The sequence below is a fragment of the Pseudomonas sp. FW215-R2 genome, from assembly GCF_058789255.1.
The window spans coordinates 58486-70519 of the sequence record NZ_JBYTBO010000007.1 but is presented as its reverse complement, the minus strand read 5'-3'; the positions used below and the strand labels follow the sequence as shown (position 1 = coordinate 70519).

The window sequence follows — 12034 nt, the reverse complement described above, 5'->3', positions numbered from 1 at the left end:
TTCTTGGTATCCGAATCAGTAGGCTGGCAGCACAAAGGCACGTCGTCCCTATAAAACGAATGCAAAGCGGAAAAATTAGCGATTGAGAAGAACTATCAGAAGGGAAGTGAAGCGGGGATTTGCGGGCGATAAAAAACCCTGCGGGAGCAAGCCTGCTCGCTCCTCACAGGGTTCCGGACAGCAATGAATTCGGGTTAAACGGCAGCCATCAAGCCGTGCCGACGATGATGCACATCGAGTTGATCCTTGATCACCCGCAGCACCTTGGCTTCGTGTTCATGAATGAAGAAGTGCCCGCCGGCCAGCATGTCCACCGAGAAGCTGCCACGGGTTTCCTTGCTCCAGCCGATCAACTGCTCCGTAGTCGCCTTGTCGGCCTTGCCGCCGAGTACATGCACCGGGCAGTTGAGCAGCGGCCGCTGCAACGGCTGGAATTTGCCGCAGAGCAGGAAATCGGCGCGCAGGATTGGCAGCGTCAGGCTCATCAGCTCCTGATTGGCCAGCACTTCCTCGCTGGTGCCGTTGAGCGTGCGCAGTTGATCGATCAGCTCCGCATCCGTCTTCGGCTCGGCAAAGCCGCGGTCGTAGTCGGCGCGCAACGTCGGCGCCGCAGTGCCCGAGGCGAACAGCGCCACCGGCTCCGGGCAGCCCAACGCGCGCAAGGCGTGAGCGATTTCGCAGGCCAGCAAGGCGCCCAGACTATGGCCGAACAGTGCGTAAGGGGCCTTGAGTGTCGGGCGCAGTTCCCTGGCCAGTTGCATGGCCAACGCACGCATGTCGGTGTGCAGCGGTTCGCCGAACCGGGAGCCGCGCCCCGGCAATTCCACCGGTTGCAATTGCAGCCACTGCGGCAGCTTCGGCCGCCAGCGGCTGTAGACCATGGCACTGGCGCCGGAATACGGCAGGCACAGCAGGGTCAACTTGGTCACCACGCATCCCTCGGAAAAATGTCTCTTCAAAGGGTACGGATTGATGCCCGGGCAAATTAGTCGGCAGTTTGTAAATTACCGTTACAAATGCTCGTTAACCGTTCAGACCAAAACAACAAAGAGGATTCACCGTGGACCTGCAGACCATCCTGGGCAAGCTGTTCGCCAATGCCGGCGCGGTCGGTATCGAAGGCGTTTTCCAATTCGTGCTGGGGTCACAGGCGTTCTGGTCCGAGGTCAGCGCGAGCAGCCGCACCGAGGCCGGTCGCCATGCCAGCCCCGACGTAACCATCGAAGTCGCTGAGCAGGATTTTCTCGGGATCATGGCCGGCATCGCCAACGTCGAGGAACTGTTCGCCAGCGGCCGACTGAAGATCAGCGGCAACATGGGCCTGGCGACGATGCTGCCGCAGATCATCGACCACGCTCGCCGGGGTGCGGCGCCGGTGGAAAAGGTCGACATGAACAAGCGGTACCCGACGCCGCCGCGCTTCAGCGAAAAACTCACCGCCAGCCTGCCAGCGCAAACCGTCGTCGAACGGCGACCGCGCAGCGAGTTGTCGCCGATCGAATTCGAGAGCCGTTACCTGCCCAACGGCGTTCCGCTAGTGATCAGCAATGCCCTGCAGGACTGGCCGCTGTTCAAGCTCAGCCGCGAAGAATCACTGGTGCATTTCGCCGAACTGCAAGGCATCACCCGCCACGGCGATTACGTGAAAAAGACGTTCTCGACCGAACGGGATTTCCGCTCCACGTCGATGGCCGACTTCATCGCCTCGCTGGACAGCCCGGCGGTCAAAGGTGCGGACGGAGAACCACCGGCCTACATGGGCAACAACATCCTGCCGGCGGCGTTGATGCAACAGATTCAATATCCGCCCTACTTCGACGCTTCGTTGTTCATCCCACCGCGCATCTGGATCGGCCCCAAAGGCACGTTGACCCCGTTGCACCGCGACGACACCGACAACCTGTTCGCCCAGGTCTGGGGCCAGAAAAAGTTCACCCTCGCCGCGCCGCATCATCGTGAAGCGTTGGGTACTTGGTCCACCGCACCCGAGGGCGGTCTGGACGGCTGCGACTTCAACCCGGATGAGCCGGACTATGAGCGCTTCCCCAAGGCCCGCGACGTGACCTTCCTGCGGGTGACGCTGGAGGCCGGCGACCTGTTGTTTCTGCCGGAAGGCTGGTTCCATCAGGTGGAATCGGTGTCGACTTCGTTATCAGTGAATTTCTGGGTGAATTCGGGCCGGGGCTGGTAACCCCGATCACTTGAGGTGGCGGAAGCTCTGCACCGCCGAACACAGCACCACCGCACCCGCAGCAATCGCCAGCCAGAAGCCGCTGCGAGCACCGAATGCATCCACCAATGCACCGGAACCGGCGGCACCGATGGCCACGCCAATGCTCAGACCGGTCACCAACCAGGTCAAGCCTTCGGTGAGTTTGGCCGGCGGCACGATGCGTTCGATCAACGCCATCGCCACGATCAGGGTTGGCGAGAAGAACAGCCCGGCGATGAACACCGCCACGGACAACCCGAAAATATTGGTCGCCAGCAACAGCGGCAGCGTGGTCACCGCCGTCGCCAGGCCGCCATACAGAAACAGGCGCGGCAACGGCAGTTTCGAGCGCATCGCACCAAACGCGATGCCCGCCAGACAGGAACCAATGGCGTACACCGACAACACGATGCTCGCCGCTGCCGGTTGCCCTTGTTGCTGAGCGAACGCAACGCTGACCACATCGACCACGCCGACGATCATGCCCATGGCGACCATCAACAGCAGCAGCCATTGCACGTCGGTCGAACGAATGATCGAACCTTGATGCTCTGATTCGTGGGGATGCACCGGCGGCTCGGTGCTGCGCTGGGCGACAAACGCCGTCACGCCGATCGCCAGCATCAACAGCGCCGCCAGCGGCCCGGCCTCGGGAAACACGCCGACGCACAGCCCCACCGACAGCGGCGGCCCGACGATAAAGCAGACTTCGTCGAGCACCGATTCCAGCGCATACGCCGTCTGCAATTGCGGCTGGCCGCGATAGATTTCCGTCCAGCGCGCCCGCACCATCGCCGACATGCTCGGCATGCAACCGGCCAGTGCAGCGCAGATGAACAGCGTCCAGGTCGGCGCCTGCAAACGGGTGCACAGCAGCAACATCAGCAACGCCCCGCCACCGATCAGCGCCGACACCGGCAGAATCCGCCCTTGACCGTAACGGTCCACCAGCCGCGACACCTGCGGTGCGCAGAACGCCGTGGCCAAGGCAAACGTCGCCGCCACCCCGCCTGCCAGCGCATAGCCGCCGGTCAATTGCGAGAGCATGGTGATCACGCCGATGCCGGTCATGGAAATTGGCATGCGCGCGATCATCCCGGCCATCACAAAGGCCCGGGCGCCGGGGGCGTTGAACAGTTCGCGGTAAGGGTTTGCCATCGGATACAGCCTCATCAGGGGCGGCCAACTTGCCACAAAGCCTGACGGACGGGAAAGCGCGCAATTGTTGGTGGAATGTGAAGTCCCTGTGGCGTGCAAGGCCAATCGCTGCCGCGCAAAGCTGTCGATCATTTCATGTACGCGGATGAACTCTCGTCGCCGGCCATCAGTCAGCTAGGTAAGCCTTCGCCTCGGAGCCAGACGACCATGGCCGAGCATCACCCTGAACGACAAAGCCCCATCGACGCCCACGGCATCATTGGCGATATGCGCAGCGCGGCGCTGGTTAACGACAAAGGCAGCGTGGATTTCTTCTGCTGGCCGGAGTTCGACAGCCCGTCGATCTTCTGCTCGCTGCTGGACACGCCCGACGCGGGGATTTTCCAGTTGGCCCCGGACCTGCCCGATGCCCGGCGCGAGCAGATTTACCTGCCGGACACCAACGTCCTGCAAACCCGCTGGCTCAGCGATCATGCCGTGGTGGAAATCACCGATCTGCTGCCGATTGGCGACAACGACGATGCCTTGCCGCTGTTGATCCGCCGGGTTCGGGTGGTCAGCGGGCAGGCGACATTTTACCTGCGTTGTGCCGTCCGGCATGACTACGCCCGCGCTGAAACCCGCGCGGTCGTCGATAAAAAGGATGTGCTGTTCAGCGCCACCGGGCAGCCGACACTGCGGCTGGCCTCGGATCAAACCTTGAGCGTCGATCAGGAAGCAGCAGTCGGGCAATTCACCCTCAAACAAGATCAGACCGCCGCGTTCATGCTCGGCGCCAGCGACGATCCGCGCTTCGCCGAAGGGGCCGCCAAGCTGTGCATCGAACGCACGCTGAAGTTCTGGCGCGACTGGATCGGCCAGTCCAACTATCGCGGTCGCTGGCGGGAAATGGTCAACCGCTCTGCCCTCGCCCTCAAGCTACTCACCTCGCGCCAGCACGGCGCAATCCTCGCCGCCGCCACGTTCGGCCTGCCGGAAACCCCCGGCGGCGAACGCAACTGGGACTATCGCTACACCTGGATCCGCGACGCCTCCTTCACCGTTTACGCCTTCATGCGCCTGGGCTTTGTCGACGAAGCCAACGGCTACATGCGCTGGCTGCGCGGGCGGGTCAGCGATTGCAGCGGCCAGCCGATGAAACTCAACATCCTCTACGCCATCGACGGCCGCCAGGAACTGCCGGAAACCGAACTCACGCATTTGTCCGGGCATGGCGGCGCAAAACCGGTGCGCATCGGCAATGGCGCGTACGACCAGATTCAACTGGATATCTTCGGCGAACTGATGGACGCCGTTTATCTGGTCAACAAGTACGGCGACGCGATTTCCCACGAAGGCTGGAAACATGTGATGGAAGTGGTCGATCAGGTCTGTGAGACCTGGCAGACCAAGGACGTAGGCATCTGGGAAATGCGCGGTGAGCAACATCACTTTCTGCACTCGCGACTGATGTGCTGGGTGGCGCTGGACCGGGCGATCCGCCTGGCCTCGAAACGCTCGCTGCCGGCGCCTTTCGCCCGCTGGGACCAGACCCGCCAGGCGATTCATGCCGACATCTGGGACAACTTCTGGAATGAAGAACACGGGCATTTCGTGCAGTACCAGGGCGGCACCGCGCTGGACGGCTCGATGTTGCTGATGCCGCTGGTGCGCTTCGTCAGCGCAAAGGATCCGCGCTGGCTCGCGACGCTTGAAGCCATCGAAAAACACTTGGTGCGCGACGGCATGGTTTACCGCTATCGCAATGACGACACCGGCATCGACGGATTGTCCGGCACCGAGGGCGCTTTCGCCGCCTGCTCGTTCTGGTACGTCGAATGCCTGGCCCGCGCTGGACAACTGGAGAAGGCCCATCTGGAATTTGAACAACTGTTGCGTTACGCCAACCCACTGGGGTTGTACGCGGAGGAATTCGACAACCGTGGCCGGCATCTGGGCAACACGCCTCAGGCATTGACCCATCTGGCACTGATCAGTGCGGCGAGTTTTCTTGATCGCAAGTTGAGTGGGGAGAAGAATTACTGGCAGCCGTAGTCATCATTTTTCGCCACATGCTGTAGGAAAGATCTCCACTTCAACCGCCGTTTGTAGGATGACCTCCTACGAACGGTAAACAACCTCGAGCCTTGTGGTTGAAGGGCCGGCCTGCACAATCGATTACTTTCGATACAACTTGTTGATGGCACGGCCTACAAAGACCTGCCAGAACCCGTGTAACGCTTGGCTCACAACTCGCACTTACACCCCGAAATACCTTGTTGCCAGCTGTTACATCCCCCCCTACCATCCACCGCAACGGGCACAGCGGAGCTGTCCAATAAAAACCCGATTCAAGGAACCAGAATGAGCCAACGCATCCACCGCCAGATCGACGCCCCTCTGCGCACGGGCCTGACCCGCGACGAACTGTGGGAAGCCGCCGACAAGGGCCTGATCAAATGCTGGGAAATCGGCCGCCAGCGCGCCGCCCGCTTCCCCGACCTCGCCCAACGTTGCACTGCCGATGAACTTCCGGTGCTGGGCTGGAAAGGTGGCGTCAGCCGTAGCCTGAAGAAGAATGAAAAGTACGGTTCGCTGAAATACCTTGCGCAGTGGCAGGGGTTGCGTGGCGAAGATCTGGACATTGATCTGGGTTCCGAGCGAGTCATGACCTGCTCGCGGACGAAAATGGTGGTGACGTTTACGCCGGATCGCAGCAAGTATTTCAATCAGGTGGCGGAAGCCGAGGCTTAAGGAGAAGCGTAATGGTCGATCTGCATCAGGAGTTTCAGAACAGCAGTTTCTTTCATCAGGCCCGAATCGACCGTCGCTCCGTCGACGCGCTGGCTGGAATCGCCGCCGGGCTTGCAGCAGACGGCAAGATCAATCAGCAGGAAGCCGAATTTCTCAAGAACTGGATCGAATCGCACTTGATCCATCTGAATGATCCGGTCGTCAACATCCTTTATAAGCGTCTCGCCGACATGCTGAGTGACGGCGTTCTTGATGCAGAGGAGTCGGTCGAACTGCTGGAAATGCTTCACCAGTTCGCAGGTCTTCCAGTCGGCCCACAGCAACCCTTCGTTGCCTCAACCTCTCTTCCACTCGACAACCCTGCTCCGGCATTGAGCTGTGCTGATCGTGTCTTTCTGTTCACTGGCGTTATGGCCTACGGCCCCCGCAAGGACTGTGAGGCGCTGATTGTCGAGCGAGGTGGACTGATCGGGGGCTCTGTCAGCAAAAAGATTCATTATCTGGTGGTGGGCAGCATCGGTAATGATCAATGGCTTCACAGCAGCTACGGCACCAAGATCAAGAAAGCCGTTGAGCTTCGCGACAGCGGCGTGCCGATAGCCATCATCAGCGAAGACCATTGGCAGAAGGTGTTATTCGGATAACGGGAGAGTGAGATGACCCAAGCCGTGATGCAGTTTTGCAAGACTGAAAGTCTGACCATCGCCTATGAGCATCACGGCCCGGAAAACGGTACGCCGGTCATTCTCCTCCACGGCTTCCCCTACTCCCCCCGCGCCTACGACGAAATCGCCCCGCCCCTCGCCGCCCAGGGTTATCGGGTGATCGTGCCGTACCTGCGCGGCTACGGCCCGACCCGTTTCAACAGCCCGGACACGCTGCGCTCCGGCCAGCAAGCGGCGCTGGCGCAGGATCTGCTGGACCTGATGGATGCGCTGGGGATCGAGCAAGCGACGTTGTGCGGTTACGACTGGGGCGGTCGGGCGGCGTGCATCGTTGCGGCGCTGTTTCCCGAACGCGTGCGTGGGTTGGTGACGGGCGATGGCTACAACCTGCAAGACATACCGAACTCGGTCCAGCCGCTGGATCCGCAGAGCGAGCATCGCTACTGGTATCAGTATTACTTCCACACGCCCCGTGGCGTTGAAGGGCTGACGCAGAACCGTCGGGCGCTGTGCGAGTTGCTGTGGCAGTTGTGGTCGCCGACCTGGGCGCGGAACGCCGAGCGTTATCCGCTGAGCGCACCGGCGTTCGACAACCCGGATTTCGTCGAGGTGGTGATTCATTCTTATCGCCATCGGTTCATGTATGCACCGGGCGATCCGGCGTTGGAATGGATGGAGCAGGCGCTGGAGAAACAACCGGCGATCGGCGTTCCGACGATCTCGCTGTGCGGTGCCGATGATGGCGTTGGCCCTGCGCCGGCGGAGGATGAAGATGCCCATCACTTCACCGGGCCTTATGAGCGGCGAGTTCTGGCGGGCGTCGGGCACAACCTTCCCGAGGAAGCGCCGGGTGAAACGCTCAAGGCATTACTGGATCTGCTCCAGCGCTGACCGAAAACCGCTCCCGATACGCCTGCGGCGTCACACCCATGGCCCGCAGGAAACTGCGTCGTAACGTCTCTTCACTGCCAAATCCACAATTGGCCGCGACCCGTTTGATCGGCAAACCGGTATCGCTCAACAACCGGCGGGCAGTTTCAACGCGGATCAGTTCGATGGCGCGGGCCGGGGTCTGGCCGGTGTCGGCGCGATAGTGGCGCACGAAGCTGCGTTCGCTCATGCCGGCCTGTTCGGCGAGGGTCGGGATGCCCAGATCGCAAGTCAGGTGTTCGGCAATCCACGCGTGTAAATCATCGAAGCGGTTGCCCTGTTTTTGCAGTGACAGCGTCACGCTGAACTGCGACTGCCCGCCCGGTCGCTTGAGGAACACCACCAGTTGCCGGGCGACGTCCAGGGCCATGTCGCGACCGAGGTCGTCTTCGACCATGGCCAGCGCCAGGTCGATGCCGGCGGTGACACCCGCCGAGGTCCAGACCGGGCCGTCGTTGATGAAGATCGGATTGGGCTCGACCTGCAAGAGCGGGTGTTGCTGCGCCAGTTGTTCGCAACGGGTCCAGTGGGTGACGACCCGGCGACCGTCGAGCCAGCCGCTGGCGGCCAGCAGAAATGCGCCGGTGCAGACCGACGCCACGCGCCGACATCCGTTGGCGTGTTCACGTACCCAACTCACCAATTCGGCGTCTTCCGCAGCGGCGTAAACGCCCCAGCCGCCGGCGATGATCAGCGTATCGCTGGGCTGCTCCGGCAGCGATTCGGCCAGCATCGCCAACCCGGCAGAAGAGTTCACCGCCCCGCCGCCGCTGGCGATGACCGTTGGCGCGTACGGCGCAGGCAGACCCTGCTGGCGGGCAATGTCGTTGGCCGAGGCGAAGACCTGCAACGGCCCGGTGACATCGAGCAGTTGCACATTGGCGAACGCGAGGACGTGGATGGTTTTCGACATTTGGCGTAATTCGTGGGCTGATTGGCGTATGCGCCAAAACCTACGCGCCTACAGTGAAGCCGTCCACCCCTTTTCACGGAGATGAATCATGGCGTTGCAGATCGGCTTTCTGTTGTTTCCCCAGGTGCAGCAACTCGACCTGACCGGCCCGTATGACGTGCTGGCCTCGTTGCCGGACGTGCAGGTGCATCTAGTCTGGAAGGATCTGGTGCCGGTCACCGCCAGCACCGGGCTGGTGCTGAAACCGACCACCACCTTCGAGGACTGCCCGGATCTGGATGTGATCTGCGTGCCTGGCGGTGCGGGCGTCGGGCCGTTGATGGAAGATGAGCAGACGCTGTCGTTCATCAAGACACAAGCTGCGCAGGCGCGGTACGTGACATCGGTGTGTACGGGTTCGCTGGTGCTTGGGGCGGCGGGTCTGTTGCAGGGCAAACGGGCGACCACGCACTGGGCTTATCACGATCTGTTGCCGACACTGGGCGCAATTGCGGTGAAGGATCGGGTGGTGCGTGACGGCAATCTGTTTACCGGGGGTGGTATCACGGCCGGGATCGATTTTGCGTTGACGCTGGCGCAAGAACTGGTCGGCGTCGACACGGCGCAACTGGTGCAGTTGCAGCTGGAATATGCACCGGCGCCGCCGTTTGATTCGGGCAGCCCGGAGACGGCGCCGAGTGCTGTTGTCGATGAGGCGCGCAAACGTGCGGCGCCTTCGCTGAAACTGCGCACTGAAATCACTGAGCGCGCGGCGGCGAAGCTCAATCTGCGCTGATTCGTGCGCAGCACAGGCCCTGTGAGGACCAACCCACAGGGCCTGCGTCCCGGTTTTCCGCTACACCTTCACTTGTCCCCTCGCCCCCACCCGTGTAGAAAGCCTGTCCACAAATCGTGCACAAGGACTTTCCATGACAGCTCTGCCATGGCTCTATCTCGGGCTTCTCAGCCTTGGTTACGGATTGGCGCTGAGCTTTGGCCAGCTCGGCTGGCTGGCGCTGATCTCCATTGCACTGCTGGTTTTCGCCGGTTACGCCGTGCGCCAGCAAACCGTGCCGGTCGGGCGTTTTCTCGGTCATGGCCTGTTTATCGTGCTGGCCGTGGCGCTGGCCATGCACTGGCTGCCGGGCTTCTATAACGGCCGGGCCATTCCGGCGCAGCGCTTCACTGACAACGCCGTGCCGTTCTCGATGTTCGTGAATCTCGACAAACCGCTGATTGGTTTCTGGTTGCTGCTGGCCTGCCCGTGGATTGTCGCGCGGCGGTCGTTGCGCCTGACCGTTTACGCCACCGCACTGGCACTGACGTTGAGCGTGATCCTGGCGCTGGGCGGCGCCGTGTTGCTGGGCATGATCACCTGGGCGCCGAAATGGCCGGATCAGGCGTGGCTGTGGGTGCTGAACAACCTGCTGCTGGTGACACTGGTCGAAGAAGCGCTGTTTCGCGGCTATATACAGGGCGGCCTCAGCCGGCATTTCAAACACTTGCCCTACGGCGAAAACCTCGCGCTGCTGCTGGCGTCCCTGCTGTTCGGCCTGGTGCATGTGGGCGCCGGCTGGCAATGGGTGTTGCTGGCGGGCCTGGCGGGTGTCGGCTATGGTCTGGCCTACCGTTTTGGCGGGCTCGGCGCGGCGATCATGACGCACTTTGGTCTGAACCTGCTGCATTTCGGCCTGTTCACCTATCCGATGCTCGCGGGTTGAAGCAAGCCCCGTTTTGCGACGCCGTACTTATAAATGAAAAAAAACTTCAACAAATCGCCGACCCCGCCGACAACCTTTCAAAGCCTTGCGGATTGAAAAACCATGCGTAATAACCAGCCCATTACACAACGCGAACGGACTTTCCCGGCTCAGCAACGGTTGATTTCCACAACCGACGCCAAAGGCGTGATCACCTACTGCAACGACGCTTTCGTCGAAATCAGCGGGTTTTCGCGTGAGGAGCTGATCCGTGCGCCGCACAACCTGGTTCGTCACCCCGACGTCCCGGCTGCGGTGTTTTCGCACATGTGGGGCACACTGAAACAAGGCTTGCCATGGATGGGCATTGTCAAGAATCGCTGCAAGACCGGTGATCATTACTGGGTGAACGCCTACGTAACGCCGGTGTTCGATGGCAGTCAGGTGGTCGGTTACGAGTCGGTGCGGGTCAAGCCGTCCGCCGAACAGATCCGCCGTGCCGAAGCGCTCTACCAACGCATCAACCAGGGCAAGTCGGCGATTCCTTCGAGCGACAAATGGCTGCCGATTGTGCAGGACTGGCTGCCGTTCATTCTGGTCAGCCAGTTGAGCTTCATGATCGGCGCCACCCTGAACTCGCAGTGGGGCTTCGCCCTCGCCGCCGGTCTGTCGGTGCCGCTGGGTCTGTTGGGCCTGCAATGGCAACAACGCGGGCTCAAGCGCCTGCTGCGTCTGGCCGAGCAGACCACCTCCGACCCGTTGATCGCGCAGATGTACACCGACAGCCGTGGCGCCCAGGCGCGTCTGGAAATGTCGATCCTCAGCCAGGAAGCCCGCCTGAAAACCTGCCTGACCCGTCTGCAGGACACCGCCGAACACCTGACCGATCAGGCCAAGCAGTCCGACAGTCTGGCGCACAACAGCTCCATCGGCCTGGAACGCCAACGCGTGGAAACCGAACAGGTCGCCACCGCCGTCAACCAGATGGCCGCCACCACGCAAGAAGTGGCGAGCCACGTACAACGCACCGCCGACGCCACCCAGGAAGCCAATCGCCTGACCGGCCGCGGCCGCGACATCGCCGGTGAAACCCGCGAAGCCATCCAGCGCCTGTCCGTAGTCGTGGGTGAAACCGGCCTGACCGTCACCCAACTGGCCAAGGACAGCGACGAAATCGGCGGCGTGGTCGACGTGATCAAAGGCATCGCCGACCAGACCAACCTGCTCGCGCTCAACGCCGCCATCGAAGCCGCCCGTGCCGGCGAAATGGGCCGTGGTTTTGCGGTAGTTGCCGACGAAGTTCGCCAACTGGCGCAACGCACCAGCGAATCCACCGGTCAGATCCACGCCCTGATCGCCAAGCTGCAACAGACTGCATCCAGCGCCGTACAAACCATGGAAGCCGGGCATCGCCAAGCGGAAGAAGGCGTGGCGCGGGTACTGGAAGCGGATCAGGCATTGGTCGGGATCAGCGAAGCGGTGGCCAACATCACCGACATGACCACCCAGATCGCCGCCGCGACCGAAGAGCAAAGTGCCGTGGCTGAAGAAATCAGCCGCAACATCAGCAACATCTCGGAACTGGCGGACCAGACCTCGGAACAGGCGCATAACTCGGCGTTGCTGAGTGAAGAGCTGACGAAGACGGCTAATACGCAATATTCGTTGGTGGAGCGGTTTAACCGCTGATTGGATTGGTAATAAAGAAACCCCGGACAGCGAAAGCTTCCGGGGTTTTTATTGC

The 12034-nt window shown here is 61.6% G+C and carries 11 protein-coding genes; 8 read left to right on the top strand and 3 right to left on the bottom strand.

Annotated features, from left to right (window positions below; genetic code table 11):
* Nucleotides 1–194: 194 nt before the first annotated feature.
* On the bottom strand, nt 195–932 hold the full coding sequence (locus AC3WRD_RS12000; protein ID WP_102621950.1) for a thioesterase II family protein: 738 nt from the start codon (nt 930–932) through the stop codon (nt 195–197).
* 128 nt (nt 933–1060) lie between these two features.
* Between AC3WRD_RS12000 and AC3WRD_RS11995 the strand changes: the two genes are divergently transcribed.
* Complete coding sequence (locus AC3WRD_RS11995; RefSeq protein ID WP_102621949.1) at nt 1061–2191, top strand: cupin-like domain-containing protein; 1131 nt, start codon at nt 1061–1063, stop codon at nt 2189–2191.
* Between the two features lie 6 nt (nt 2192–2197).
* Here the strand turns inward: AC3WRD_RS11995 and AC3WRD_RS11990 are convergent, their stop codons facing one another.
* Nucleotides 2198–3370: an MFS transporter gene (locus tag AC3WRD_RS11990; RefSeq protein WP_102621948.1), complete on the bottom strand. Its 1173-nt coding sequence runs from the start codon at nt 3368–3370 to the stop codon at nt 2198–2200.
* A gap of 207 nt (nt 3371–3577) precedes the next feature.
* On the opposite strand from AC3WRD_RS11990, the gene AC3WRD_RS11985 reads away from it, so the two are divergent.
* The 4 genes from AC3WRD_RS11985 to AC3WRD_RS11970 all read left to right on the top strand — a co-directional run bounded on the left by AC3WRD_RS11985 (nt 3578) and on the right by AC3WRD_RS11970 (nt 7659).
* Nucleotides 3578–5404 (top strand): glycoside hydrolase family 15 protein, encoded by a 1827-nt coding sequence (locus AC3WRD_RS11985; RefSeq protein WP_102621978.1) that lies wholly within the window; start codon nt 3578–3580, stop codon nt 5402–5404.
* 309 nt (nt 5405–5713) lie between these two features.
* A complete protein-coding gene (locus AC3WRD_RS11980; protein WP_102621947.1) occupies nt 5714–6103 on the top strand; it encodes a hypothetical protein in 390 nt (129 codons plus the stop codon).
* An 11-nt stretch (nt 6104–6114) separates the two neighbouring features.
* Nucleotides 6115–6747 (top strand): BRCT domain-containing protein, encoded by a 633-nt coding sequence (locus AC3WRD_RS11975; RefSeq protein WP_102621946.1) that lies wholly within the window; start codon nt 6115–6117, stop codon nt 6745–6747.
* A 12-nt stretch (nt 6748–6759) separates the two neighbouring features.
* Nucleotides 6760–7659, top strand: a complete 900-nt coding sequence (locus AC3WRD_RS11970) for an alpha/beta fold hydrolase (RefSeq protein WP_102621945.1) — start codon at nt 6760–6762, stop codon at nt 7657–7659.
* Here the strand turns inward: AC3WRD_RS11970 and AC3WRD_RS11965 are convergent.
* Complete coding sequence (locus AC3WRD_RS11965; RefSeq protein WP_102621944.1) at nt 7628–8611, bottom strand: GlxA family transcriptional regulator; 984 nt, start codon at nt 8609–8611, stop codon at nt 7628–7630. The genes AC3WRD_RS11970 and AC3WRD_RS11965 overlap by 32 nt on opposite strands.
* An 88-nt stretch (nt 8612–8699) precedes the next feature.
* Here AC3WRD_RS11965 and inhA point away from each other — a divergent pair, with 88 nt between their 5' ends.
* The 3 genes from inhA (at nt 8700) to AC3WRD_RS11950 (ending at nt 11979) form a co-directional block, all read left to right on the top strand.
* Nucleotides 8700–9386, top strand: a complete 687-nt coding sequence (gene inhA, locus AC3WRD_RS11960; RefSeq protein ID WP_102621943.1) for an isonitrile hydratase — start codon at nt 8700–8702, stop codon at nt 9384–9386.
* Nucleotides 9387–9519: 133 nt separating this feature from the next.
* Nucleotides 9520–10311, top strand: a complete 792-nt coding sequence (locus AC3WRD_RS11955) for a CPBP family intramembrane glutamic endopeptidase (protein WP_102621942.1) — start codon at nt 9520–9522, stop codon at nt 10309–10311.
* A 102-nt stretch (nt 10312–10413) separates the two neighbouring features.
* Complete coding sequence (locus AC3WRD_RS11950) at nt 10414–11979, top strand: methyl-accepting chemotaxis protein (RefSeq protein WP_096822476.1); 1566 nt, start codon at nt 10414–10416, stop codon at nt 11977–11979.
* Nucleotides 11980–12034: the final 55 nt, after the last annotated feature.

What these genes read in the sequence shown, in the direction of transcription:
- AC3WRD_RS11950 (WP_096822476.1), top strand. Translation starts at nt 10,414, where the DNA reads ATGCGTAATAACCAGCCCATTACACAACGCGAACGGACTTTCCCGGCT.
- AC3WRD_RS11970 (WP_102621945.1), top strand. Translation starts at nt 6,760, where the DNA reads ATGACCCAAGCCGTGATGCAGTTTTGCAAGACTGAAAGTCTGACCATC.
- AC3WRD_RS11975 (WP_102621946.1), top strand. Translation starts at nt 6,115, where the DNA reads ATGGTCGATCTGCATCAGGAGTTTCAGAACAGCAGTTTCTTTCATCAG.
- AC3WRD_RS11965 (WP_102621944.1), bottom strand. Translation starts at nt 8,611, where the DNA reads ATGTCGAAAACCATCCACGTCCTCGCGTTCGCCAATGTGCAACTGCTC.
- inhA (WP_102621943.1), top strand. Translation starts at nt 8,700, where the DNA reads ATGGCGTTGCAGATCGGCTTTCTGTTGTTTCCCCAGGTGCAGCAACTC.
- AC3WRD_RS11980 (WP_102621947.1), top strand. Translation starts at nt 5,714, where the DNA reads ATGAGCCAACGCATCCACCGCCAGATCGACGCCCCTCTGCGCACGGGC.
- AC3WRD_RS11955 (WP_102621942.1), top strand. Translation starts at nt 9,520, where the DNA reads ATGACAGCTCTGCCATGGCTCTATCTCGGGCTTCTCAGCCTTGGTTAC.
- AC3WRD_RS11985 (WP_102621978.1), top strand. Translation starts at nt 3,578, where the DNA reads ATGGCCGAGCATCACCCTGAACGACAAAGCCCCATCGACGCCCACGGC.
- AC3WRD_RS11990 (WP_102621948.1), bottom strand. Translation starts at nt 3,370, where the DNA reads ATGGCAAACCCTTACCGCGAACTGTTCAACGCCCCCGGCGCCCGGGCC.